This is a genomic window from Kitasatospora sp. NPDC004723 (genome assembly GCF_040609255.1).
Lineage (GTDB): Bacteria > Actinomycetota > Actinomycetes > Streptomycetales > Streptomycetaceae > Kitasatospora.
This window is the reverse complement of sequence record NZ_JBEXJT010000004.1, coordinates 259,890-283,836: the sequence shown is the minus strand read 5'-3', so window position 1 is coordinate 283,836 and position 23,947 is coordinate 259,890. Positions and strand designations below refer to the sequence as shown.

Sequence of the window (23,947 nt, the reverse complement as noted above, 5' to 3'; positions counted from 1 at the left end):
TTCGCCCGCGCGCGTCGGCGCGGTTGCCGACCGCCGGGGCCCGTCGGCCGTGACGGGGCGGCCGACGGGTGGTGGCCGGTGGGCGGCGGCCGGTGCGCGGCGCCGTCACCGTGCCCCGGACGCCACTACGCCCCGAGGGCCGCGGCGACCAGCCCGCAGACGGCGACGAAGCCGCAGATCCCGAGGTTGATCACCTTGTGGGAGAGGAAGACGGCGGCGAACTCGCGGATGGTCGCGCTCGGCCAGTAGTACCGGGCGGTGGGCGAGCCGCAGACCTGGCCGGTGACACCGGTCTTGCGGGCCGTCAGGGCGGCACGGAAGGCGTGGAAGTTGTTGGTGACGACGACGGCGCGGTAGTCGGCCTTGGCCTGCTCCATGATCACCTTGCTGAACAGCAGGTTCTCCTCGGTGGTGCGCGAGCGGTCCTCGCGCTCCAGCCGCTCGGCCGGGAAGCCGCGCTCGGTCAGGTAGTTCGCCATCGCGTGGGACTCCGGCAGCTTCTCGTCCGGACCCTGGCCGCCCGAGGTGATCAGCACCGGCGGATTGCCGCGCGCGGCCTGCTTCTCGTAGAGGTCGCGGCCGCGTTCGAGCCGGCTGGCGAGCAGCGGCGGCACCCGCTCGCCGCCGATCAGCCCGGAGCCCAGCACCACGACGAAGTCGACGTCGCCGCGCGGCCGGTGGAGCTGGTAGAGGAAGGCGTAGCCGACGAAGCAGACGAACAGGAAGGAGACGTAGCCGACCACCAGCAGCGCGGTCGCGGCAAGGATGCCGATGCTCGGGGACTTGGTGAGCAGCGCCACGATGAACAGCCCGATCAGGCCCAGGATGCCGAGTCCGGCGAGCAGGGACAGCAGGTTCGCCGGCCGCCGCCCCTCCTTGCGGATCATCGTCAGCCCGTTGGAGAGCAGGAACCAGACCAGGGCGATGGTGCCGACGGTCGGGAGCAGCGCGATCAGGGCGACCGCCAGCTCGGCGACCAGGCTGGGTGCCCGGCGGAGCTCGGCGATCAGTGCGAGGGCGAGCAGCGAGACCGCGATGCCGAGCAGGACGGCGTTGCTGAACCGGCGGCGGTCGCGAAGGACTCCGATCCCACACAGGAGGAAGAACAAGGCCGCTGGGGCATAGGCGATCATGTCCGTATCGTAGGGTCCGGCCGGACGGCTCCGGCGCGGGCCTCCCGGTCCGCGGGATACCCACCGGTCGTATCCGTTTCGACCGCCTTTCCCGCGCCGTCCCGGTCCGATTCCACCGGCCGGCCGACCCGGCGGACGCCGGGGACGGCCGCGGTGCCGGCGCAGGCGAGCGCGACCAGGACGGCGGTGACCAGCAGCGGCCCGGTGCTGCCCCAGGCGTCCGCGGCCAGCGGTGCGAGCGCGTACCCGAGCGGGGCGGCGGCGAGCGACAGCAGCCAGTCGTAGGACGTCACCCGGGCCAGTACCTGCGGCGGGAACTCCTGCTGCACGACCGTCTGCCACACCGGGCTGAGGAAGCCCAGCCCCGTCATCGCCAGCGCGTACGCGGCCACCGTGACCGGGGCCGGCGCCGCCAGGGCGAGGGAGGTCAGCGGCAGGGCGTACAGGGCCAGGCCCAGGTTGGCGACCAGCACCGGCCGCGGCGGCCGGTACCGGCCGGCGAGCAGCGAACCGACCAGCACGCCGCCCGCGGCGGCCTGGGTCATGGCGATCCAGACGCCGTCCCCGCCCAGCTGCCGGGTGGCGATCAGCGGGCCGAGGGTGAGCAGCACGGCGGCGGCGCCGTTCCACACGCCGTGGCCGATCAGGCTCGTCCAGTACCAGTCGCGCGAGCGCACCTCGCTCCACCCGCGCACCAGGTCGGTGCGCAGCGAGCGGCGTTCGCCGGGGGTGTGCCGCACCCGCAGCCGCGTCAGCAGTGCCGCGCTGACCAGGAAGGAGAGGCCGTCCAGCAGGAACGCCCAGCCGGGGCCGGCCGTCCAGATCAGCAGTCCGGCGAGTGCCGGGCCGCCGAGCCGTGCGGCGTTCGCGGCCGAGGCGAGCAGCGCGTTGGCCCGCATCCGGTGCGGCCCCGCCACGGTGGCGGCGACCAGCGGCGTCGCCGTCGGTATGGCGAACGCGGAGGCGATCCCGCCGACCGCCTCGGCCGCCGCGATCGGTGCCAGCCGGGGCTGGTCGGCGAAGAGTTCGAGGCCGACGGCCAGCTGGGCGGCGGCCCGGACCAGGTCGGTGACGAGCGCGACCAGCCGAGGGTTGACCCGGTCCCCGACCACGCCGCCCAGCGGGAGCAGCAGCAGACGCGGGACCATCGCGCAGCCGAGCACGAGGGCGAGCGCGCCGGAGGAGCCGGTCGCCCGGGTGACGGCGATGGCCAGGGCGGCGGGCACGACGGCGTCGCCCAGGGTGGAGATCGTCCGGCCGAGGAAGAGCAGCCGGAAGTCGGGCAGGCGCAGCGGGTGCTGAAGCAGGGTCACGGGAAGCACTGTATTTCGTTGCCGAAGTTTCGGCAACGAAATATCGGCGGCCCGAAACCCGCAGCTCACGGGCGCCTACACTCGGGGCATGACACGCGCGACCCACCGGACGGCGGCCGAGCGGCCCCGCGACTGGACCGACGGCCACGTCGAACGCTGGCGGCCGGTGCTGCCGCACCTCGACCCGGACGTCGAGGGCGCCGTCACCCGGATGAGCAAGCTCACCCGCCACCTCGGGCGGGTCCGCGAGCAGGGGGTGGCCGACTACGGCCTGCAGAAGCACGAGTTCGACACCCTGCACGGGCTGGCCGGCCGCGGCGGCCGGGCCACCCCCTCCGACCTGCGCGCCGACCTCAACCTGGCGCCGGCCTCGGTGACCGGCCGTCTGGAGGCGCTGGAGCGGCGCGGATTCGTCGTCCGCACCCCCTCCAGCGACGACCGCCGCCGGGTCGACGTCGAACTCACCGAGGCGGGCCGGCTGGCCTGGCGGCGGGCGCTGGACGTGGTCGGCCACGAGGAGCAGCGCCTGCTCGGCGTCCTCACCCCGGTCGAACGGCGTCAGCTCTCCGACCTGCTGCGCCGCGTCCTGCTGGCCGCCGAGCAGCCGGTGCCGGAGGCCCCGGCCGACCGCCCGCGGCCGCGGACCGACCGCGCGGAGACCGGCTGGCACGGCTGATCCGGCGCGGCTGATCCGGCGCGGCTGATCCGACACGGCCGAGTCGGCACGCCGGAGACCGTCCCGAGGCGGCGGGCCGTCAGTTCCAGGGCCCGACCGTGAGGCGGATCCGGGCGTCCGGTCCGAGGATCGGCCGGGTGGTGGCCGGCAGCGGCACATGGGCGAGCCAGGAGCCGTCGCCCTGCGGGGCCTCGTCGGGCAGCGGGTCGCCGGTCGGGCTCAGGTCCCGGATCGCCCCGGGCACCTCGGAGTTCCAGTGCGCCCAGGCCGCCGGCCGTTCACCGTCGGCGGCCACGTCGACGATCAGGGTGTCCGAGAAGTCGGCGGTCTGCTCCAGGTGGTCGCCGAAGCCGAAGAGCCCGTGCGTCTCGCGCAGCGAGAGCAGGTTCAGGTCGAGCACGAACCGCAGCGCGCCCGAGTCCTGCGGGCGGAGCCGGCTGGAGAGGAAGGTGGTCGCCAGCGGGACGGCGCCGTCCCCGGCGGTGGCGGCCCGTGCGCGCAGGCTCGCCTCGGTCGGATCGGACAGCTGGATCGGGCACCAGTGCGGCGCGGCCCGTTCGTGCATCAGCACCGGCAGCCCGCGCGCCGTGACCCGCACCTCGGCCTGCCAGGTGACCTCCGGGTCCCCGGGCAGCCGGACGTCGACAAGGTCGGTGTCGGCGCGCACGTCGCCGAACAGGAAGCGGCGCAGGTTCTGGTAGCCCTCCTCGGAGTTGACCAGCCCGTAGGCGCCGCTGTGGCTGCGGTAGGCGAACGCCCGGTTGGCGCCGGTGACCTGGGCGTTCTCGATCTGCACCAGCCCGTCGCTGCGCGGGCCGACCGCCTCGGCCGAGATGCCGTGGCCGACGTCGTAGTCCCGGGCGTCGGTGCCGACCATGCAGAACACCCGGTCGAGCGGGAAGCGGCCGGCGGCGTTCGCGGCCGGCCCGCTGCCGTTGTCGTCGCCGATGTCCACCGCGCGCCAGCCGTCCGGCGGTCCGTCCGGGTCCGGAGCCGGGGTCAGGTACTGGTACATCCGGTCCGGGCCGAAGATGTCGGCGCCGTTGATGTCGAAGAGGTCGCGCAGCGCCTCCGGGACCCCGAAGCCGACGGCGAAGGTGATGCCGCCGTGCGGCGTTCCGTAGGTGAACAGCTTCGCGACGTAGTCGGTGGCGCGTTCGTTGCGCTCGGCCGGGATGATCTTCTGCAGCAGGCAGCGGCAGATCAGCCCGCCCATCGAGTGGGCGACCAGGTTCACCCGGCGCGCACCGGTCCGCTCCCGTACGTGGTCGATCAGCCGCAGTAGGTCACGGGCGGCCGTCTCCAGGTCGAACGACTGTGCCTGGCTGCCCCAACTGCCGGAGCAGAGGTCGTAGAAGCGGTGGATCCAGATGCTCTCGGGGGGAGGGTCCTCCTCCTTCTCCGGCCGCGGTCCGCCCTCGACGACGATGTGGTAGCCCTCGTCGAGGTGCAGTCGCAGCAACGGACTTTCGAACTGGTAGAGAACGGGGTTGTCCTGGCGGCCGACGCGGATGTGCGTCGAGCCCTGGTTGAATCCGTAGAACGGATCCGTGACGGCCTTCTCGATCCCGGGGGTGCCTCCGGCGTATCCCCGGACGTAGATGATCGGGAGCCCGGCGGACGGCGTGCTCATGGCCGGCCTGCCCTCTCCGCGGCCGGTACCGGCCGGCACCGGCCGACCCGTTGACTGGGGAGCTTCTCCTCCCAGTGTCGGCGGCCGGCGCCGGCCTGTCACCCCCCTGCTCCGGACCGTTGATGACCCGTCACTGAACGTGTGGGGGCCGTCGGCCCGCGAATCGCTCCATCGCCGCCAGGACGGTCTCGCGGGTGGCGGGGGAGCCGGTGTGTCCGGCGTTCTGGATCACCGTCAGCTCGGCGTCCGGCCAGGCCTTGGCGAGCGCCCAGGCGGTGTCCAGCGGACTGTCGAGGTCGAGGGCGCCGTGGATCAGCACGCCCGGGATGCCGGCCAGCCGGTGGGCGTCGCGCAGCAGTTGGCCGGGCTCCAGGAAGGCCTGGCGGGAGAAGTAGTGCGCGGTGATCCGCACGAAGGCCGTCAGCGCCTCGGAGGGCCGGTTCGTGTAGGCGTTCGGGGAGCCCTGGGTCTCGTGGGAGATGACCGCGTCCTCCCAGGTCGCCCAGGCGAGGGTGGCCGCGCGGCGCACGGACTCGTCCGGGTCGTTGAGCAGCCGGTCGTACGCGACGAGCAGGTCGCCGTCGCGGTCCTCGGGCGGCAGCGCGTCGCGGAAGGCCTCCCAGGGGCGCGGGAACAGCCGCCCGACGCCCCGGTAGAGCCAGTCGATCTCCTCGGGCCTGGTCGTCGTGACGGCGCTGATCACGATCTCCGACACCCGTTCGGGGTGCGCCTGCGCGTAGGCGAGGATCAGCGTGGAGCCCCAGGAGCCGCCGAACATCAGCCACCGCTCGACGCCCAGGTGTTCGCGCAGCCGCTCCAGGTCGGCGACGAGGTGCGCGGTGGTGTTGTGCTCCAGGCCGGTCGCCGGGTCGGCGGCGTGCGGCTCGCTGCGGCCGCAGTTGCGCTGGGAGAACAGCACCAGCCGGTAGCGCTCGGGGTCGAAGTACCGCCGGTTTCCGGTGTTCAGTCCGGAGCCCGGTCCGCCGTGCACCACGACGGCGGGCTTGCCGTCCGGGTTGCCGGACACCTCCCAGTGGATCCGCTGGCCGTCGCCGACGTCCAGCAGGCCTTCCGCGTAGGGCTCGCCGACGGGGTGGAAAGCGGTCATGCGGGTGCCTCCTCGTTGGGACGGATCGTGCGCGCCCGCGAGACTAGCGGTCTGACGGACGGTGGTCGAACGATTTCGGACGGCACCCGCCCGATGCCGGCGCCATCGTGAGGCGGACGGCGCCGAGGGTCCCGCGCCCGGACGGTCAGCGGCGCTCGGCGGGGAGCAGCGCCGCCAGCCCGTCGAGGATGCGTTCGAGGCCGAAGGCGAACCGGGCGTCGAGGTCCGGCCCCGTGAGCTCGTCGGCCATCGCGACCAGCCGCGGGAACTCGTCGGCCGGCAGTGCCCGGAACCGCTCGGCGGCGGCGTCGGCGACCGCGCGCCGGCCGGTGCCGGTGGTCTCGGCCGCCGCCATCGGGGACTGCTCCTGGAGCACGAAGCCCTGCACGTACGCGCCGAGCAGGTAGGACACCATCGCGGCGTCGGCGGCGGAGAAGCCGGCCCCGCGCAGCCGGTCGAGCTGGTCCTCCATCAGGTGCAGCAGGTTCGGACCGGGTGCGAGGCGGCCCGCCACCACCTTGGCCGCGTCCCGCCTGCCGAGCAGGTGGGCGCGGTGCCGATCGCAGTAGCCGCGCAGCTGGACGCGCCAGTCGCCGGTGCGCGGCGGGGCCTCGACACCGGCCATCAGGGCGTCGTTGAGGAGGTCCAGCAGCTCCTCCTTGTTGCGGACGTGCCAGTACAGCGAGGCGGCCTTGACGCCGACCTCGGCGGCCACCTTGCGCATCGACAGGCCGGCCAGGCCGTCGCGCTCCAGCACCCGCAGCGCGGCCTGGGCGAGTGCCTCGCGGGTGAGTGCGGGCTGGGCGGCGTCCTGCTCGTCGGCCGGCATGTGGTCCTCGCTGTTCGTCGGGCGGGCGGCGATCGCACTTGCAATCTAACACCGTTAGGTGCACGCTGTCCTCCGTCGAACGAGTCCCTAACGCCGTTAGGGACTCTGTGGGTCGAAGCACTTCGTGCGACCGAATCAACCGAATCAGGAGGGCCACCCGATGGGGGAGACCGAGGGAATCGCGGCGCCGGGCGCCCGGCGCCGCCGGCTCGCGCTCGCGACGCTCTGCATCACCATGTTCATGTCCATGCTGGACAATGTCATCGTCAACAACGCCCTGCCCCGCATCGGCCGGGACCTCGACGCGGGCATCACCGGCCTCCAGTGGGTGGCCGAGGGCTACAGCCTGGTCTTCGCCGCCCTGCTGCTCACCGGCGGCGCGCTCGGCGACCGCTACGGCCGCACCGCCGTCTTCCGGCTCGGGCTCGCGCTGTTCACGGCCGGCTCGGCCGCCGCCGCGCTCGCCGGAACCGTCGGGACGCTGGTCGCCGCGCGGATGCTCCAGGGCGTCGGCGCCGCCCTGCTGACCCCGGGCAGCCTCGCGATCCTGCGGCAGGTGTTCACCGACGAGCGCGAGCGCACCAAGGCGATCGGGACGTGGTCCGGCGTCTCCGCGCTCGGCCTCTCGGTCGGCCCGGTGGTCGGCGGCCCGATGGTGGAGGCCTTCGGCTGGGCGAGCGTGTTCTGGATCAACGTGCCGATCGGCGTCGCCGCGCTCGTCCTCTCCGGCCGGGTGCTGCCCGCGATCCCGGGCCGCGCCCGCCGCGTCGACCTCGGCGGCCTCGTGCTGTCCGCGACGGGCCTCGCCGCCGCCGTCCACACCCTCGTCGAGGGCCCCGGGCGCGGCTGGACGGACACCCGGGTGATCACCACCGCGGTGCTCGCGGTGCTGCTGCTGGTCGCCTTCGTGCTGCTCGAACGGCGGATCGCCGAGCCGATGCTGGACCTTCGGCTGTTCCGGGACGGCGTGCTCGGCGGCGCGCTGCTCGGCGGGTTCATGGTGAGCTTCGGGATGTTCGGTGCGCTGTTCTTCCTGCCGCTCCTGATGCAGGGCGTGCTGGACTGGTCACCGACGGCGGCCGGCCTCGCCGGACTGCCGATGACGGCGATGATCGTCGTCGCCGGCCCCCTCTCGGCCCGGCTGACCGGCCGCCACGGGCCCCGGTTGCCGCTGGTCCTGGGCATCGCCCTGTGCGCGCTCGGCCTGGCCGGCCTGTCGCTGTACGGCGAGCAGGCCCGCTACGCCGAGTACCTGTGGACGCTGTTCGTGCTCGGCCTGGGCATGGGGATGACCTTCACGCCGGTGTCGATCGCCGTTCTCCACCGGGTCGCCCCCGAGCGGATGGGGACCGCGTCGGCCACCGTCAACACCCTGCGCGAGCTCGGTGGTGTCCTCGGCATCGCCGTCCTCGGCGCCGTGCTGACCCACCGCCTGACGACCGTGCTGACCGCCTCGCTGGCCGGCCTCGGCCTCCCGTCCGGGACGCTCGGCCACGCCGCCGACACCCTGGCCACCGCCACCACCGCCCCGGCCGAGTCGTTGCCCGCCCCGGTCGGGTACGCCGTCGAGCACGCCTTCACCGACGGCATCCACCTCGCCCTGCGCTGCGGCGCGGCGGCCCTGGCGGTGGCCGCCGTGCTGGTTGCCCTGCTGCTGCGCGCGGGTCGGCGTCCGCCGGCCGCCGCGGCCCCCGGCCCCGCGGAGCACGACCTCGCCGCCGAGGCCGAAGCGGGGGCCGAGGCCGGGACCGGAGCCGGAGCCGGAGCCGGGACCGCGCCGTAGCGCCCGCGCCCGCTCACCCGCCGACCTGGAGCCCGCTCAGCGGATGCCCTCCACCGCGCACTGGGCGGCGCGGGCCAGGGACTTGCGGGCCTCCCAGCGGCGGGACGGGTCGCGGTCCGGGGCCGGGATCGCCGGGCGGAAGGCCAGCTCGGCGACCAGGCCCCGGACGGCGACGACGCGTGCCAGCGAGGTGAGCAGACCGTCCTCGCCGACGAAGGCGGGCGCGCTGGTGGGGCGGCCGTCGGCCAGCCGGTAGCGGATCGCCACCGGCTGGACGGGGGCTGCGGCTTGGACGGCGGCCTCGAAGAAGGCCGGACGGAAGCGGCCGCTCTCCCGGCCGCACCAGGTGGAACCCTCCGGAAAGACGATCATCGGGTGACCGGCCCGCAGCGCGGCGGCCACCTCGGAGACGGTCGTCGGCAGCGAGCGCAGCCGGTCGCGGTCGAGGAAGACGGTCCCGCCCAGGGCGACCAGCGGACCGAGCACCGGCCAGCGCCGCACCTCGGTCTTGGCCAGCGAGCGGCCCGGGCTGGCGGCGGCGATCAGCGGGATGTCCAGCCAGGAGACGTGGTTGGCCACCAGCAGCATCCCGCTCCCGCCCCCCGGTTCCGCCTGGGGGCCGGGTTCGATCCGCACCGCGACCCCCAACGAGCCGAGCAGGGCGCGCGCCCAGAACCGGGCGAGCCGGTCGTGCGGCCCGCGCGGCAGGGCCCGGGCCGGCACGGTGAGCGCGAGCCCCACCGTGAGCACCGTCAGACAGGCGGCCAGCCGCAGGACCCGGCGGGGGAGGGCGACGGTGGGCGCCGGGTCGGTCAGGCAGGCCTCCGGGGTGCAGGAGGCCGTCGGCAGCCAGACACTCATGAGACCTGTTCCGGGGCCGGGGCCGGGGCCGCCGTGCCGACGCCGCCCACACCGGAGAGGAAGTGCCGCAGGTAGCGCGGGTCGGTGCGCTCCAGCGACAGCAGCACGTAGAGGTCGGCGCAGTCGAAGTCCGGGTCGTGCGCGGGCCGGCCGCAGACCCAGGCGCCGAGCCGCAGGTAGCCGCGGAGCAGGGCCGGCAGCGGCGCCTTGGCGGCCCGCTCCACACCGGTGGCGTCCCACGGGCGGTGCGGGGTCACCCGGTACTGCTCGGGGGCGAGGTGCTTGGCGGCGACGGTGTCCCACACCCGGGCGGCGGTGGCGCCGCCGTCCTCCAGCGAGATCGAGCAGCAGCCGCCCACCCAGGTGTTGCCGGTGTCGGCGAGGTAGCGGGCGATGCCGCCCCACATCAGGTTGATGACCGCGCCGTTGCCGCGGTGCTCGGCGGCGATGCAGGAGCGGCCGAGCTCCACCAGCCCCTCGCGCAGCGGGGCGAGGCCGGAGAGGTCGAACTCGCCGTCGGAGTAGAGCCGCCCGGCCCGGCGGGCGGCCTCGGGGCGCAGCAGCCGGTAGGTGCCGACGACCGCGCCGTCCTCGCCCTCGCGGACGAGCAGGTGGTCGCAGAACTCGTCGAACGGGTCGACGTCCAGCCCGGGGACGGTGCTGTGCAGGGTGGCGCCGAGTTCGTCGGCGAAGACCTGGTGGCGCAGCCGCTGGGCGGCCCGGACGTCGGCCTCGTCGCGGGCCAGCGCTACGGTGTAGACGGCCGAGGCGGAGCCGGCGGCGCCGTCCTGGCGCGCGGCGGGCACCGCGTCGGCGGCCCGGCCGGGGGTGACTGCGGGCGGAGCGTACGTGGGGGCGGTGGTCATGGCGGACCCTCCAGGGCAGCACGGACGACGGCGGCGGCCACGGGGTTCCCGTGGCACCGGCCCGGCCAGGCCCGTACGGTCGACGGGTCTGCGAACCGGCACCCGTATGTCTCTCCAAGTCGGCTGGCATCCACGTTGCCGTTCGGCGGAGCGCAGATGTGCACCTGCTGAATGCGGTCACTCGACGTGTGCGGGACACCTGTTGGGCACCGGCGCGCCGCCCTATCCTCCGCTGCATGGGGTGGATTCCGGGGGCGGGATTCTGGCGGGGACTCGCCAGCGACATGACCGGCGTACTGCGGTGCCAGGCGACGGCGACGGCGGGGCTCGCCGTCGTCTATCTGCTGGCCAGAGCGGTGGGACTGGCACCTTCGCCGTGGTGGTGCCTGGTGGTGGCGATGGCGCTCGCCCTGCACCTGGTCGGCGAGCGCTGCTGGGAGGACGACCGCCGACCGCGGGCCGCGCTGGTGGCGCTGGCCGTGGCGCTGCTGGTCGCGGTGGCGCCGTACCTGCTGATCGGGGTGGCGGCCGGCTGGGCGGAGGCGCAGGCGGCGGACACCTATGCCTCGGGCGCGATGGCGGGCGGGCTGCTGCTCGCCGGGTACGTGGTGCGCGCCGTGCACGCGCTGCGCAGCGGCGCCCACCCGCCCGGCCCCGCCGTCGCCCCGGCACCCGGCCGGGGCACGGGCGGGTAGCGGGGCGGACGGGGCCGGGCGGGTGGGCGCCGGGGTCTCGGCGGGGCCGAGGGGCGGTCGGGTCGGGTCAGTACGCCTGCCAGCCCTGCGGGTCGAGGCCGCCCGGGATGACCTCGGCCGGCCCGTAGGGCTCGCGGGTGAGGACGAAGGAGCCGATGTCCAGATGGCTGACCGAGCCGTCGGCGGCCCGCACCACGCGCAGCGTCTCACCCGCGTAGTAGTCGTCGAGCCCGGTCCAGGTGCCGTCCTCCTCGGGGCGGAACCGGGAGCCGCGGCCGCCGCGGCCGAGCACCGAGAGCTCCAGCGCGCGCCCGGCCGCCAGCCGCAGGACGTGCGGAGCGGCGCCCCAGTACCAGGGGCCGGTGAGGGCGAGGAGCTGCTCGTCGACCTCGGACAGCGGGCGCCACGGCTCGGGGAGGCGGGGCTCGTGCTGCGCGGTGATCGCGATCAGCTCGGCGGCGACCAGCGGGGTGCGGGAGCCGTGGGTGGCGTTGGCGAAGGCGATCGCGGCCAGGCCGTCGGCCTCGCTGACCCACAGTCCGGCGGTGAAGCCGGGCATCGAGCCGCTGTGCCCGAACAGGGTGCGGCCGTCGTGCCGGATCAGCTGCAGGCCCAGGCCGTAGGTCTCGGTCCAGTCGTCGGTGTCCGGGGCGACGGCGGGACGGCGCATCTCGGCCACGGTGTCGGCGGACAGCACCTTCGGGTCGCCGTCGGCGAGGAAGGCGGCCCACCGGGCGAGGTCGGCGGTGGTGGACCAGAGCTGGCCGGCCGGGGCCATCAGTCCGGTGTCGTTGAGCGGTTCGGGCAGCAGGACGTCGGCCCAGGGGTGGACGGCGAAGCCGCCGGCGTGCGGGTGCTCCGGGAGCAGGGTGGTGCGGTCCATGCCGAGGGGTTCGAGCACCTCGCGGCGCAGCACCTCGCCCCAGTGCTCGCCGCGCAGCCGCTCGACCAGCGCGCCGAGCAGCGCGTAGGTGGGGTTGGAGTAGTGGTGCAGCCGCCCGGCGGGATGGCGCCGGGGCCGCTCCTCCTCCAGCAGGTCGGCGAGGGCGGGCCGCAGCGCGCCCTCGGTCCGCTCCCACCAGGGGCCGGGGGTCTCGGAGGCGAGGCCGGCCGAGTGCGAGAGCAGCTGGGCGACGGTGGCGCCGTCGGCGGGGGTGCCGGGCAGGTGGCGCTCGACCGGGTCGGCGAGGTCGAGCAGGCCCTCGTCGCGCAGCCGCAGGACGAGCACGGCGACGAAGGTCTTGGTGATCGAGCCGATCCGGTACTGCACGTCGGCGGTGGGCGCGTGGCCGTCGACCATGCTGCGGGCGCCGTTCCAGACCGGCCGCCCGTCCCGGACCACGGCGGCCACCATCGAGGGGGCGCGGCCCTCGCTCTGGGCGACGGCCAGGCGGTGCAGCAGCGCGCGGCGGGTGGTGGGGAGCAGTTCGTCGGACAGGTCGGTCATCTGATCCTCTGACATGGTGCGGTCGGCTTCGGTCGGGTTCGTTCCGCGGTGCCATGGCACAGCGGCCCCAACCTAGTTCGCTCCGGGCGCGTGGTTCCACCCATTTTCTCCCGATCGCCGATTCCCCGTCCGACACTCCGGCACCGTCCGTCCGGCGGACATCACTTGACATGAGCAATTGGTCCAGTCCATTTTGGGGCCCTCCCCGCACCTCCACCCCCACACCCCCACTGGAGGTCATCGGTGCACAAGCGCACCCGACTGCCCGCCGCCGGCGCCGCCGCGCTGCTCGCGGCCGCCGCGGCGTTCACCGCGCCCACCGCCGCCCACGCGGCCGACCAGCTCACCAACGGCGGCTTCGAGACCGGCACACTGTCCGGCTGGAGCTGCTCCGGCGGCCTCGGCTCGGTCGTCACCACCCCCGTGCACAGCGGCGGCAAGGCGCTCGCCGGCGCCGCCACCGCGGGCGACACCGCCAAGTGCGTGCAGACCGTCGCGGTCAAGCCCTCCACCACCTACACGCTCTCCGGCTGGGTCCGCGGCAGCTACGTCTACCTCGGCGTCACCGGCGGCGGCTCCGCCTGGACCTCCGCCGCCGACTACAGCAGACTGAGCGTCTCCTTCACCACCGGAGCCACCCAGACCAGCGCCGAGGTCTACGTCAACGGCTGGTACGGCCAGGGCACCTACTACGCCGACGACATCGTCCTCGACGGCCCCGGCGGCGGCACCACCCCGCCGGCCGACACCCAGGCCCCCACCGTGCCCGGCAACCTGCGCGCCACCGGCAAGTCCGCCACCAGCGTCACCCTGGCCTGGGACGCCGCCACCGACAACGTCGGCGTCACCGGCTACGACGTGTACCAGGGCGCCGCCAAGGTCGCGACCGCCACCAGCACCACCGCCACCGTGCCCGGTCTGAGCGCGTCCACCGCCTACACCTTCACCGTCAGGGCCCGCGACGCGGCCGGCAACACCTCCGCCGGCTCCACCGCCCTGACCGTCACCACCGACGCCAACGGCGGCGGCCCCGCCCCGAGCGGCTTCAAGCAGGCCGCGCCCTACCTCTACAACGGCTGGGGCAACCCGCCGGCCGCCACCACCGTCATGAACGCCACCGGCATCAAGTGGTTCACCCTGGCGTTCGTCCTGGCCCAGAACGGCTGCAACCCCACCTGGGACAGCCAGCGGCCGCTGCTGAACGGCGTCGACCAGGCCACGATCAACGCGGTGCGCGCGGCCGGCGGCGACGTCGTCCCGTCGATCGGCGGCTGGAGCGGCAACAAGCTCGGCCCCAACTGCGCCACCACCGCCGACCTCGCGGCCGCCTACCAGAAGGTGATCGACGCGTACGGCCTCAAGGCGATCGACGTCGACATCGAGAACACCGACGAGTTCGAGAACACCGCCGTCCAGGACCGGATCCTCGGCGCGCTCAAGATCGTCAAGCAGAACAACCCCGGTCTGCGCACCATCGTGACCTTCGGCACCGCCACCACCGGCCCGACCTACTACGGCAACCGGCTGATCGAGCAGGCCAAGGCGCTCGGCGCGGACATCGACGTCTTCACCATCATGCCGTTCGACTTCGGCAACGCGTCCACCGACATGTACGCCGCGACCGTCAGCGCCTCCGAGGGACTGAAGAGCAAGCTGAAGTCCGTCTTCGGCTGGGACGACGCCACCGCCTACGCGCACATGGGCATCTCCGGCATGAACGGCCTCAGCGACACCGGTGAGATCACCACCGTCCAGAACTGGACGGCGATCCGCGACTGGGCCAACAGCCACCACCTGGCCCGGATGGCCTTCTGGTCGGTCAACCGCGACCGCGGCTGCCCGGGCGGCGGCCAGCAGGAGACCTGCTCCGGCATCGCCCAGAACGACTGGCAGTTCACCTCCGTGACGGCCGGCTTCACCGGCTGACGCACCCACGGCACGGACCCGGCCCGGCCCCTCGGCGGAGGGGCCGGGCCGTACCGCTGCCGCCGTGCGGGCGGGTGACCCCGGCGGCGTGGCGCCGACCCGCATGAGCGCCGCGCTCCTAGGGTCCGTCTGACCGCCGACCACCCCACGGAGCGTCATGCCCTCCCACCGCGAGCCGACCCTTCCCGAGCCGCGCCGGCCAGAGCCGCCCGCCGGCGTCAAGGCCCGCCGGGTGCTCCGCAACCCCAAGGTCTGGGCCGTCCCGGCCGTGCTGGTCGGCCTGCTCAGCCTGCTGATGTCGCTGCTCTACCTCGGCGGCATCCTCGACCCCCGCGGCGATCTGCACCACCTGCCGATCGCCCTGGTGAACAGCGACCGCGGGGCCGAGGCCGGCGGGCAGCCGCAGAACCTCGGCGAACTGCTCGTCACCGGCATCGCCACCGCCCCCGGCCAGGGGGACACCGTCTCCTGGCGGCGGCTCGACGAGGCCGAGGCGAAGCGGCAACTGGCCTCCGGCAAGCTCTACGGGGCGCTCCAGGTGCCGCCCGAGTTCACCGCCACCGTCGTCGCCCTCGGCGGCGCGAGCGCCAAGCCCGCACGCCCCACCGTGATCCAGTACACCAACCCGGGCGTCGGCAGCCTCGGCTCCTCGATCGCCGCCCAGATCGGCCAGCAGGCCGTGCACCAGGCCTCGCTGGCCCTCGGCACCCGGCTCAGCGCCCTCCCGCAGGCCCAGGGCCTGGACGACGCAGCCCGGCTGCTGATCGCCGACCCGATCGCCCTCAGCACCACCGTCGGCCACCCGATCGGCAACCGCAGCGGACTCGGGCTCTCCGCCTTCTACTACACCCTGCTGCTCGTCCTGGCGGGCTTCTTCGGCGCCAACATCATCGGCAACGGCGTCGACGTCGCACTCGGCTACGCCGACAACGAGATCGGCCCCTGGCGGGCCCGCCACCCGGTGGTGCCGATCAGCCGCACCAGCACCCTCGCCGTGAAGAGCGTGATGTCGGTGGGTCTGTCGCTGCTCACCTCCTCGCTCATCATGCTGGCCGGGGTGGTGATCCTGGACATGGACGCCGCGCACCTGCCGCTGCTGTGGATCTTCTCGGTCTGCGCCAGCAGCGCGGTCGGCCTCGGCGTCCAGGCCATCAACGCGGCCTTCGGCGGTCTCGGCCTGCTGGTCAGCATGTTCGTCTTCATCGTGCTCGGCCTGCCGTCCTCCGGCGCCACCGTGCCCCTGGACGCCCTGCCGGCCTTCTACCGGTTCCTCGCGCTGTTCGAACCGATGCGCCAGCTCACCGACGGCGTGCGGGCCATCCTGTTCTTCGACGCCCAGGCCGACGCCGGCCTCACCCGGGCCTGGATCTGGATCGGCATCGGCACCGTCGCGGCCCTGCTCTTCGGCTTCGCGATGACCCGCTACTACGACCGCAAGGGCCTGCACCGCACCGTGCCCGAGCTCGCCTGAGCGCGGTCCGCCGCACCGGGCCCGGGCACGGTGCGGCGGACCGCGGAGGGCCGGGTCAGCCCGCCGGCAGCGGCGGCAGCTCCGGCCGCTGCAGCCAGGCCTCGAACAGCTCGTCCAGCGGCCCCCGCGCGTACCGGGCGGCATGGGCGCGGAAGTCCGCCGTGGTCACCACCCCGTGCCGGTGGAACGACGCCCAGTCCTTGAGCATCCGGAAGAAGGCGGTGTCCCCGAGGGCCAGCCGCAGCGCGTGCACCACCAGGCCGCCGCGCTGGTACAGCCGGTCGTCGAACATCAGCTTGCGGCCCGGATCGGCCAGCCGCAGGTCCTGCGGCAGCCCGGCCAGCAGCCGGTGCGCGAACGCCGCCCGGGCGCCCGCCGTCGGCCCGCCGGAGCGCTCCGACCAGAGCCACTCCGCGTACTTCGCCAGCCCCTCGTTCAGCCAGATGTGGCTCCAGTCGCCGATCGACACGCTGTTGCCGAACCACTGGTGCGCCAGCTCGTGGGCCACCAGCCGCTCCCGCTCCCAGCCGCCGCCCAGGTGGTTGGTGCCGAAGGTCGCCACCCCTTGCGCCTCCACCGGGACGTCCAGCTCCTCGTCGGCGACCACCACCGTGTACTCGCCGAACGGGTACGGACCGAACACCTCCCCGAAGTAGGCCATCATCTTCGGCTGGCGCCCGAAGTCCCCGGCGAACGCGCCCGCCAGCCGCTCCGGCACGTACCCGGTCTGCGGCACCTGCGGGTGCTCGGCCAGCACCACCGGCCGGTACTGGCCGATCGAGACCGTCACCAGGTACGTCGACGTCGGCGCGGACTGCTCGTACACCCAGGTGGTGCTGGACGAACCGGTGGTCCGGGTCAGCAGCCGGCCGCCCACCACCACCGTGTACGGGGACGGCGTGGTGACCGCTATCTGGTAGGTCGCCTTGTCCGCCGGCCGGTCGTTGCACGGGAACCAGGACGGCGCGCCGATCGGCTGGCTGGCCACCAGGGCGCCGTCGGTCAGCTCCTCCCAGCCCAGGCCGCCCCAGGGACTGCGCACCGGCCGCGGGTTGCCGGTGTAGTGCACGTCGACGGTGAACGCCGCCCCCGCCGCCAGCGGCTTGGGCGGGCGGATCCGCAGTTTGCCGGCCCGGTGGGTGTAGCGGGCCGCCTTGCCGTCCACCAGCACCCGGCCGATCCGGAAGTCGGCGAGGTCCAGCGCGAACTCCGTCAGGGCGCTCACCGAGACGGCACTCAGCCGGGCGGTGCCGCCCAGCCGGTTCGGGCCGGGCCGGTAGTCCAGCGCCAGCTCGTACCGGTGGACCCGGTAGCGCGGGTCACCGCTGTTCGGGAAGTAGGGGTCCGGCGGGGCGGCGGGCTGCGGGGGCTGCGGGGACTGCGCCGGGCGGGGGTTCACCGGGTCGTACGCTCCTGGAAACACGGGACTGGGCAGGGGACGGGAACAGGGACGGGGCCGGACGTGGGCAGGGACGGGGACACCCGGGGGCCGGACGGGGCGAACCCCGGCCGGCCCCCGGGGGACGGCGGTCAGGAGGTGGTCTGCCACACCTCGATCGGGTTGCCGAGCCACCGGCTGTCGGCGGGCACGGACTCGGCGCGCATCACCAGCGAGGCCGGGCCCAGCGTGCTGCGCGCGCCCACCGTACTGCCGGGCAGCACGATGCCGCCGGGCCCCAGGGTGGCGCCCTCGCGGAGGACGACAGTATCCATCCGCATGATCCGGTCGTGGAAGAGGTGGGTCTGCACCACGCAGCCGCGGTTGACCGACACCCCGTCCCCGAGCGTCACCAGGTCCGCCTCCGGCAGCCAGTAGCTCTCGCACCACACGCCGTGCCCGACCTTGGCGCCGAGCGCCCGCAGCCACAGGCTCAGCACCGGCGTGCCCGGCACCGCGCCCACCAGCCACGGCACCGCCAGCACCTCCACGAAGGTGTCCGCCAGCTCGTTGCGCCACACGAAGGAGCTCCACAGCGGGTGCTCCACGGCCCGGAACCGGCCGACCAGCAGCCACTTCGCGGCCACCGCGACCGCGCACGCCGCCGTGCCCGCTGTGAGCAGCACCGCGCCGGACAGCAGCGCCGCCGCGAGCGGCGACCACGCGGTGGAGAGCCAGGACAGCGCCGCCAGCGTCAGCGCGCCCAGCGCCCCCGAGGCCACCACCGGCAGCAGCCGGGCCACCTCGACCAGCCCGCGCGCCCACAGCAGCCGCGCCGGCGGCTCGTAGGTCAGGCTCTGGTCCGCCCGGTCGGCCGAGCGCGGCAGCCGCACCGGCGGCATGCCCAGGTACGAGCCGCCCTTCTTGGCCTTCTCCGGCGTCGCCGACAGCACACCCACCAGGCCGCGCTTGGGCACCGAACGGCCCGGCGCGGTCATCCCCGAGTTGCCCAGGAACGCCCGCTCGCCGACCTTCGCCTCACCGAGCCGCACCCAGCCGCCGCCCAGCTCGTACGGCGCCATCAGGGTGTCGTCGGCCAGGAACGCGCCGTCCCCGACCGTGGTCAGGCTCGGCAGCGCCAGCACCGTCGACACCTCGGCGTGCTTGCCGACCCGCATGCCCAGCGCCCGCAGCCACAGCGGGGTCACCAGACCCGCGTACAGCGGGAAGAGGACCTCCCGGGCCTGGTCCATCAGCTGCATGACCGTCCACGCCTGCCAGCCGACCCGGCCGTGCAGCGGGTGGACACCCGGCTTCAGGCCGATCGACAGCAGCCGCACCGCCGCGACCAGCTGCGCCGCGTACACCACCCCGAACGCCAGGGTGGCCGGCAGCAGACCGAGCAGGGCGCCGCCGAGCGCGCCGCCCAGGCCGTCGGCCGGGTCGACGAACGGGGCGAGCACCGCCAGGCCGGCCACTGCCGGCAGCAGCGGCAGCAGGCTCAGGGCGGTACCGCTCAGCCCGTACAGCGCGGACCAGCGGGCCCGGCGGACCGGGCGCTCCTTGGGCCAGGTCCGCTCGGCGCGGCCCAGCTTGACGGCGGGCGCGCCGCCCCAGCGCTGGCCGGTCGGGACGTGCCCGGTGACGCTGGAGCCGGCCACCACCTGGGCCCGCTTGCCGACCCGGGCGCCCGGCAGCAGCGTCGAACGGGTGCCGACCACGGCGCCCGAACCGACCTTGAGCTGCCCGACCTCCAGCCGGTCGCCGTCCAGCCAGTAGCCGTTGAGGTCCACTTCGGCCTCCACCGCGCAGCCCCGGCCCAGCTTGAGCATGCCGGTCACCGGCGGCAGCGAGTGCAGGTCCACCTCCTCGCCGACCTTGGCGCCCAGCGCCCGCGCGTAGCGGACCAGCCAGGAGCCGGAGAGCGCGGTCGCGCCGCTCACCTCGGCCAGCCGCTCGGCGGTCCACAGCCGCAGGTGGACGCCGCCGCCGCGCGGGTAGCTGCCCGGCCGCAGGCCGCGCAGCAGCAGCCGGGCGCCGCCGGCCGCGATCGCCAGCCGGCCCGCCGGGGTGAACAGCACGGCCGCGCCCGCGCCGACCGCCCACCAGGAGGCGGTCGGCGCCCAGCCGAAGCCGTCCAGGTGGGAGAGCAGGTTGCCGAGCGCCAGCAGGGCGACCGTCCAGCGCAGGCCGACCACGGTGAACAGCGGGATCAGCAGGAGCAGCTGCAGCAGCTTGGCGCGGGTCGGCACCGGGTCGACCGTCCGGGCCTCGCCGGTGCCGACCGCGGTGCGCTCCAGGTGGCGGGCGAGCTTGCGCAGCGTCGGCTGCTGGTAGATGTCCAGCACCGCCGCGTTCGGGTAGCGGGTGCGCAGCAGGGTGGTCAGCCGGGCGGCGGCGAGGCTGCCGCCGCCGATCGCGAAGAAGTCCTCCCGGGGGCCGCTCACCGGCACCCCGAGGATCTCCGTCCACTGCTCGGCCAGCCAGGCCTCGGTGCCGTAGAGCTGCTCGGTCGGCCCGGCGGTCTCCAGGTCGGGCAGCGGCCAGGGCAGCGCGTTGCGGTCCACCTTGCCGGAGGTGCGGGTGGGCAGGGTGTCGACCGGCGCGAGCAGCGGGACCAGCGCGGCCGGCAGCTCGGCGCGCAGCCGCTGCACGGCCTGCTCGCGGTCCCAGCCCTCGCCGGTCACCAGGTAGCCGACCAGCAACTGGTTGCCGCCGCGCGCGGTGCGCACGGCCGCGGCCGCGCCGGCGACACCGGGCAGCGCCTGCAGCGCCGCGTCCACCTCGCCGAGCTCGATCCGCCGGCCGCCGAGCTTGATCTGCTCGTCGGCGCGGCCCAGGAAGAGCAGGCCCTCCGGGTCGGCCTGGACGAGGTCGCCGCTGCGGTAGGCGCGCTCCCAGCCCATCGAGGGCAGCGGGGCGTACTTCTCGGCGTCCTTCTCCGGGTCCAGGTAGCGGGCCAGGCCGACGCCGCCGATCACCAGCTGGCCGGTGCCGCCGGGCGCGACCGGCTCGCCGGCCTCGTCGACCACGACGAGGTCCCAGCCGTCCAGCGGCAGGCCGATCCGCACCGGGCCCTCGCCGGTCAGCAGCGCCCCGCAGGCGACCACGGTGGCCTCGGTGGGGCCGTAGGTGTTCCACACCTCGCGGCCCTCGGTGACCACCCGCTGCACCAGCTCGGGCGGGCAGGCCTCGCCGCCGAAGATCAGCAGCCGGACCTCGTTCAGCGCCTCGGCCGGCCAGAGCGCGGCCAGCGTCGGCACGGTGGAGACCACGGTGATCTCCTGCTCGGCCAGCCAGGGGCCGAGGTCGGCGCCGGAGCGCACCTGGGAACGGGGGACCGGCACCAGGCAGGCGCCGTGCCGCCAGGCCAGCCACATCTCCTCGCAGGAGGCGTCGAAGGCGACGGACAGGCCGGCCATCACCCGGTCGCCGGGGCCGATCGGCTCGTCCTGGAGGAAGAGCGCGGCCTCGGCGTCGACGAAGGCGGCGGCGTTGCGGTGGGTGACGGCGACGCCCTTGGGGCGGCCGGTCGAGCCGGAGGTGAAGATGATCCAGGCGTCGTCCGCCGGGGTGGGGCGCTGGGCGGCCGGGGTCTGGTCGGCGAGCGGCTCGCGGGCCGCTCCGACGGGGGTGAGCACGCGCTCGGCGCCGAGGACGGCGGCGACGGCGGCCTCCTCGAAGACCAGCTGGGCGCGCTCGTCCGGGTCCTCGAAGTCGACGGGGACGTAGGCGGCGCCGGCGGCGAGCACCGCGAGGACGGAGATGTAGAGGTCGTTGGTACCGGAGGGCACGCGCACGCCGACCCGGTCGCCGCGGCCGATGCCGGCGGCGGCGAGGCGGCGGCGCAGCTGGTCGACCTCGGCGGCCAGTGCCCGGTAGCCGAGCACGGTGCGGCCGTCGTCGAGGGCGGGCTCGGTGGGGTACTGCCGGGCGGTCGCGTCGAGGATGTCGACCAGGGTGCGCGGGGCGGCGGCGGGGCGGCCCGGGTAGCGGGCCTGCTTCTCGTCCTGCTCGGGCTCCGCGGCCTGCTCGGCCTGCTGAGGCTGCTCGGGCTCCGCGGCCTGCTTGCGCAGCTCGGCCTGCTCACGTCGGTCGGCCTGCGCGGGCTGCTGAGGCGGCTCGGCGGGCGACGTCGGGGTGGCGGCCGGGGTCTGCTCGGTCGTGGCGTCCGGGCGCGGTTCCCGGCTGGGTTCGGCTGTCATGGCTGCCGTGTGCTCCTTTGTCCTCGCCCCGTCCCGATCGATGTCCGACCCTTGGGGGCTGTGGGAGCACTCGCCTGTCCGGGTGACCCCACTCCGGGGCCGGAGCGGACAACCCGACTGATGGTAGCCCCGGGTGATGAACGAAGGTTCGACCGATCCTCCGCCCAACTGGCCCGCAAGTGGCCGAATCTGACGGAGTGTCAGCTCACAACTGAGGCTTCGTGGGTTGCATGTGACGACCTGTCAGTCGTTTTGACGGTCCGTCAGGTCAATTTTCCGACCGTGACCCATGCCACACCGGATGCTGCTCCTTCGGGGTGACGGGCCCGCCGCGCGGGGGTGCGGCGGGCCCTGCGGGTGGTGCGGGCGCTCAGTGGTGGGGGTGGCGGAACCGGTCGAGGTGCTCCTGGAGGAACGCCTCCAGGGTACGTGGGGGCCGTCCGATCAGCCGGGTGGCGGCGTCGTCCGGGGCCTCCGGGCGCTCGACGGCGAGCCGCTGGATCTCCACCACATGGGCGGCCAGCCAGTCCGGCATCCCGGCCCGGGCGACCAGGTGGGCGCGCAGTTCCCCGGGCGGCAGGTCCACGTAGGCCACCGGCCGGCCGAGCAGGGCGCCCAGCAGTCCGGCGAGCTCCGGGTAGCTGTAGGCGCGCCCGCCGGTGAGCGGGATGCTGCCGCCGGCCGCCTCCGGACGGGTGAGCGCGGCGGCGGCGACGTCGCCGATGTCCCGGCAGTCGACGTAGTTGCAGCGGGCCGTGCCCATCGTGCCGTGGATCAGCCCGGCCGCCGCGATGCCGGGGGCGAGCAGCAGCAGCTTCTGCATGAACGCGTAGGGCCGCAGCACGGTGGCGGTGACGCCGTGGGCGCGCAGCCGCTGCTCGATCAGGTGGTGGCCGCGGGAGACCGCGACCGGGGAGTCCGGCTCGGCGGCGGGTGCGGAGACCTTGACGATGTGCTCGACCCCGGCCTGCGCGGCGAGGTCGACGGCGAGCAGCTCGTGGTCGACCTGGCGCGGGCCGTTGGCCATGGTCAGGAAGAGCTGTCGGGTCCCCTGGAGGGCGGAACGCAGCGAGTCCGGGTCCTCGGCGTCGGCGGCGACCGGCTCGACGAGGGGGCGGGTGCGCTCGTCGAGGCCGGCCGACAGCCGGCCGGGGTCACGGCTCAGCGCGCGGACGGGGACGCCCTGGGCGGTGAGGCTGCGCAGGGTGGCGCCGCCGGTGGCGCCGGACGCGCCCATGATGGTGATCATTCCGGGTCTCTCTTCTCGGGAGGATGCTCGGTGTGCTCGGTGTGCTCGGTGTTACTGGGTGTCGGGGTGGGGTCGAGGTCGGGCCGGGTCAGCGCGCCCGGCGGCGCCGGGGGCGGCTGCCGCGCCAGCGCCAGGTGATCGCGGTCCCCGCGATGGCGGCGGAGACCGGCAGGTCGAACCGGAGCCGACCCGGCCACGGGCTGTCGGCCAGGGCCGGGATCCGCGGCAGCCACTGCGCGCCCGCCAGGCCGACGGCCAGCGCCAGGGCGGCGGCGCCGAGGCCGAACGCGACGGCGAGCAGCGGGCGCGGCCCGCGCTCCACCCAGGAGCCGGGCGCGCGGCGGCGGTGCCGGGCGCCGAGCAGGGCGGCGACCAGGGCGGAGGTGCCGGCGATGGTGGTGACGGCCGCGATCTTGAGCTCCGTCTGGCCGGTGGCGAAGCCGCCGATCCCGGCCATGACGGCGGGTGCCGCATAGGAGACCAGCACCTCGCGCCAGAGGACGAAGGGCGGCGGGGCCGCGGTGGCCGGAGCGGCCGGCTGTTGGTGGACGGTGCTGGGCATGGATGGCTCCAGAGTGATTAGGCGGCTAACTATAAGTGCTAAGGAGGCTAACTATCTGGGTGTGAAGGGCTCCGCCGGTGGCTGTGGCCGGCCTCCCGGGGGAGTGGAGCGGGGTGGGGTGGGGAGCGGTCAGTCGTCGGTCAGGGCGGACATGCCCTCGACCAGCCGGGCCAGCAGGTCGAGGAAGACCGTGCGCTCCTCGACCGTGAGGCCGCCGACCATCGCCTGCATCCGCTCGAAGTGCTCGGGTGCCATCTCGCGCAGCCGCAGGGCACCGTGCGTGGTCAGCACCACGACGTTGCCCCGTCCGTCCTCGGTGGACGGGCGCCGGGCGACCAGGCCGTCCCGTTCCAGCCCGTCGACCAGGCCGGTCACGGTCGCGCGGGACACCCCGAGCGAGGCCGCCAGCTGCGAGGGCGACTTCTCGCCGCCGTGGTCCTCCAGTTCGGCCAGCAGCCGATAGCGGCCGGTGGACAGGCCGAAGCGCGCGAAGTGCGCCTCGCCGGCCTGGCCGAGCCGGGAGCCGGCGGCCATCAGCCGCGCCGCGACCAGAACCGCCTGCGGGTCGGCCGACAGGCCGTACCGGGAGAGCTGCCGACGGGCCTGGTCGAGCGTGGGTGCGCCGTTTCCGGCCTCGTGCTGCTGAGCCATGGAAGTAATATGGCGGCTAATCAGATGCGTGGTCAAGTCGCCCCCTCGCCGGCCTGTCCGCCCGCTCGCCCGCCCGCACCGTCGCCTGCCCGTCCGCTCGCTCTCCCGGCGGCCGAAGACCCCGGCCCGGCCGTCGCTGTTGGCGCACCATCGGGGATGGC

At 74.7% G+C, this 23,947-nt stretch carries 18 protein-coding genes; 5 read left to right on the top strand and 13 right to left on the bottom strand.

The window, feature by feature from the left end:
* Nucleotides 1-125: 125 nt before the first annotated feature.
* A complete protein-coding gene (locus ABZW10_RS07540; protein ID WP_355361354.1) occupies nt 126-1,133 on the bottom strand; it encodes a YdcF family protein in 1,008 nt (335 codons plus the stop codon).
* Nucleotides 1,130-2,446 carry an MFS transporter gene (locus tag ABZW10_RS07535; protein WP_355361352.1) on the bottom strand — a complete coding sequence of 439 codons (1,317 nt, stop codon included), beginning with the start codon at nt 2,444-2,446 and terminating at the stop codon, nt 1,130-1,132. The genes ABZW10_RS07540 and ABZW10_RS07535 overlap by 4 nt, the downstream gene beginning before the upstream one ends.
* Before the next feature lie 88 nt (nt 2,447-2,534).
* Between ABZW10_RS07535 and ABZW10_RS07530 the strand changes: the two genes are divergently transcribed.
* A complete protein-coding gene (locus tag ABZW10_RS07530; RefSeq protein ID WP_355361350.1) occupies nt 2,535-3,122 on the top strand; it encodes a MarR family transcriptional regulator in 588 nt (195 codons plus the stop codon).
* A gap of 79 nt (nt 3,123-3,201) precedes the next feature.
* Here ABZW10_RS07530 and ABZW10_RS07525 read toward each other — a convergent pair whose 3' ends face one another.
* The 3 genes from ABZW10_RS07525 to ABZW10_RS07515 form a co-directional block, all read right to left on the bottom strand.
* Complete coding sequence (locus tag ABZW10_RS07525; RefSeq protein WP_355361348.1) at nt 3,202-4,755, bottom strand: alpha/beta fold hydrolase; 1,554 nt, start codon at nt 4,753-4,755, stop codon at nt 3,202-3,204.
* Nucleotides 4,756-4,885: 130 nt separating this feature from the next.
* Nucleotides 4,886-5,863: a prolyl aminopeptidase gene (gene pip, locus ABZW10_RS07520; protein WP_355361346.1), complete on the bottom strand. Its 978-nt coding sequence runs from the start codon at nt 5,861-5,863 to the stop codon at nt 4,886-4,888.
* Nucleotides 5,864-6,008: 145 nt separating this feature from the next.
* On the bottom strand, nt 6,009-6,692 hold the full coding sequence (locus tag ABZW10_RS07515; RefSeq protein WP_355361344.1) for a TetR/AcrR family transcriptional regulator: 684 nt from the start codon (nt 6,690-6,692) through the stop codon (nt 6,009-6,011).
* A gap of 160 nt (nt 6,693-6,852) precedes the next feature.
* Here ABZW10_RS07515 and ABZW10_RS07510 point away from each other — a divergent pair, with 160 nt between their 5' ends.
* The gene (locus tag ABZW10_RS07510; RefSeq protein WP_355361342.1) at nt 6,853-8,475 is read left to right on the top strand and encodes an MFS transporter; all 1,623 of its coding nucleotides are present in this window, start codon (nt 6,853-6,855) and stop codon (nt 8,473-8,475) included.
* 36 nt (nt 8,476-8,511) lie between these two features.
* Here ABZW10_RS07510 and ABZW10_RS07505 read toward each other — a convergent pair whose 3' ends face one another.
* Both ABZW10_RS07505 and ABZW10_RS07500 read right to left on the bottom strand, forming a co-directional pair.
* Nucleotides 8,512-9,336: a lysophospholipid acyltransferase family protein gene (locus ABZW10_RS07505; protein WP_355361340.1), complete on the bottom strand. Its 825-nt coding sequence runs from the start codon at nt 9,334-9,336 to the stop codon at nt 8,512-8,514.
* A complete protein-coding gene (locus ABZW10_RS07500; RefSeq protein ID WP_355361338.1) occupies nt 9,333-10,202 on the bottom strand; it encodes a GNAT family N-acyltransferase in 870 nt (289 codons plus the stop codon). The genes ABZW10_RS07505 and ABZW10_RS07500 overlap by 4 nt, the downstream gene beginning before the upstream one ends.
* A gap of 236 nt (nt 10,203-10,438) precedes the next feature.
* On the opposite strand from ABZW10_RS07500, the gene ABZW10_RS07495 reads away from it, so the two are divergent.
* The gene (locus tag ABZW10_RS07495; RefSeq protein WP_355361336.1) at nt 10,439-10,897 is read left to right on the top strand and encodes a hypothetical protein; all 459 of its coding nucleotides are present in this window, start codon (nt 10,439-10,441) and stop codon (nt 10,895-10,897) included.
* Nucleotides 10,898-10,964: 67 nt separating this feature from the next.
* Here the strand turns inward: ABZW10_RS07495 and ABZW10_RS07490 are convergent, their stop codons facing one another.
* Nucleotides 10,965-12,344, bottom strand: a complete 1,380-nt coding sequence (locus ABZW10_RS07490; RefSeq protein WP_355361334.1) for a serine hydrolase domain-containing protein — start codon at nt 12,342-12,344, stop codon at nt 10,965-10,967.
* 285 nt (nt 12,345-12,629) lie between these two features.
* Between ABZW10_RS07490 and ABZW10_RS07485 the strand changes: the two genes are divergently transcribed.
* Complete coding sequence (locus ABZW10_RS07485) at nt 12,630-14,270, top strand: carbohydrate binding domain-containing protein (protein WP_355361545.1); 1,641 nt, start codon at nt 12,630-12,632, stop codon at nt 14,268-14,270.
* Between the two features lie 157 nt (nt 14,271-14,427).
* Nucleotides 14,428-15,741 carry a DUF3533 domain-containing protein gene (locus tag ABZW10_RS07480; protein WP_355361332.1) on the top strand — a complete coding sequence of 438 codons (1,314 nt, stop codon included), beginning with the start codon at nt 14,428-14,430 and terminating at the stop codon, nt 15,739-15,741.
* A 55-nt stretch (nt 15,742-15,796) separates the two neighbouring features.
* On the opposite strand, the gene ABZW10_RS07475 is transcribed toward ABZW10_RS07480, so the two are convergent.
* The 5 genes from ABZW10_RS07475 to ABZW10_RS07455 all read right to left on the bottom strand — a co-directional run bounded on the left by ABZW10_RS07475 (nt 15,797) and on the right by ABZW10_RS07455 (nt 23,786).
* The gene (locus ABZW10_RS07475; RefSeq protein ID WP_355361330.1) at nt 15,797-17,140 is read right to left on the bottom strand and encodes a M1 family metallopeptidase; all 1,344 of its coding nucleotides are present in this window, start codon (nt 17,138-17,140) and stop codon (nt 15,797-15,799) included.
* A 131-nt stretch (nt 17,141-17,271) separates the two neighbouring features.
* Nucleotides 17,272-21,324: a Pls/PosA family non-ribosomal peptide synthetase gene (locus ABZW10_RS07470; RefSeq protein ID WP_355361328.1), complete on the bottom strand. Its 4,053-nt coding sequence runs from the start codon at nt 21,322-21,324 to the stop codon at nt 17,272-17,274.
* A 370-nt stretch (nt 21,325-21,694) separates the two neighbouring features.
* Nucleotides 21,695-22,573: an NmrA family NAD(P)-binding protein gene (locus ABZW10_RS07465; RefSeq protein ID WP_355361326.1), complete on the bottom strand. Its 879-nt coding sequence runs from the start codon at nt 22,571-22,573 to the stop codon at nt 21,695-21,697.
* An 88-nt stretch (nt 22,574-22,661) separates the two neighbouring features.
* Nucleotides 22,662-23,135 carry a hypothetical protein gene (locus tag ABZW10_RS07460; RefSeq protein WP_355361324.1) on the bottom strand — a complete coding sequence of 158 codons (474 nt, stop codon included), beginning with the start codon at nt 23,133-23,135 and terminating at the stop codon, nt 22,662-22,664.
* 129 nt (nt 23,136-23,264) lie between these two features.
* The gene (locus ABZW10_RS07455) at nt 23,265-23,786 is read right to left on the bottom strand and encodes a MarR family transcriptional regulator (protein WP_355361322.1); all 522 of its coding nucleotides are present in this window, start codon (nt 23,784-23,786) and stop codon (nt 23,265-23,267) included.
* Nucleotides 23,787-23,947: the final 161 nt, after the last annotated feature.

Bases quoted from the DNA above. Each gene is read 5' to 3' on its own strand.
- ABZW10_RS07540 (WP_355361354.1), bottom strand. From the start codon at position 1,133: ATGATCGCCTATGCCCCAGCGGCCTTGTTCTTCCTCCTGTGTGGGATC.
- ABZW10_RS07530 (WP_355361350.1), top strand. From the start codon at position 2,535: ATGACACGCGCGACCCACCGGACGGCGGCCGAGCGGCCCCGCGACTGG.
- ABZW10_RS07525 (WP_355361348.1), bottom strand. From the start codon at position 4,755: ATGAGCACGCCGTCCGCCGGGCTCCCGATCATCTACGTCCGGGGATAC.
- pip (WP_355361346.1), bottom strand. From the start codon at position 5,863: ATGACCGCTTTCCACCCCGTCGGCGAGCCCTACGCGGAAGGCCTGCTG.
- ABZW10_RS07515 (WP_355361344.1), bottom strand. From the start codon at position 6,692: ATGCCGGCCGACGAGCAGGACGCCGCCCAGCCCGCACTCACCCGCGAG.
- ABZW10_RS07510 (WP_355361342.1), top strand. From the start codon at position 6,853: ATGGGGGAGACCGAGGGAATCGCGGCGCCGGGCGCCCGGCGCCGCCGG.
- ABZW10_RS07505 (WP_355361340.1), bottom strand. From the start codon at position 9,336: ATGAGTGTCTGGCTGCCGACGGCCTCCTGCACCCCGGAGGCCTGCCTG.
- ABZW10_RS07500 (WP_355361338.1), bottom strand. From the start codon at position 10,202: ATGACCACCGCCCCCACGTACGCTCCGCCCGCAGTCACCCCCGGCCGG.
- ABZW10_RS07495 (WP_355361336.1), top strand. From the start codon at position 10,439: ATGGGGTGGATTCCGGGGGCGGGATTCTGGCGGGGACTCGCCAGCGAC.
- ABZW10_RS07490 (WP_355361334.1), bottom strand. From the start codon at position 12,344: ATGACCGACCTGTCCGACGAACTGCTCCCCACCACCCGCCGCGCGCTG.
- ABZW10_RS07480 (WP_355361332.1), top strand. From the start codon at position 14,428: ATGCCCTCCCACCGCGAGCCGACCCTTCCCGAGCCGCGCCGGCCAGAG.
- ABZW10_RS07470 (WP_355361328.1), bottom strand. From the start codon at position 21,324: ATGACAGCCGAACCCAGCCGGGAACCGCGCCCGGACGCCACGACCGAG.
- ABZW10_RS07465 (WP_355361326.1), bottom strand. From the start codon at position 22,573: ATGATCACCATCATGGGCGCGTCCGGCGCCACCGGCGGCGCCACCCTG.
- ABZW10_RS07460 (WP_355361324.1), bottom strand. From the start codon at position 23,135: ATGCCCAGCACCGTCCACCAACAGCCGGCCGCTCCGGCCACCGCGGCC.
- ABZW10_RS07455 (WP_355361322.1), bottom strand. From the start codon at position 23,786: ATGGCTCAGCAGCACGAGGCCGGAAACGGCGCACCCACGCTCGACCAG.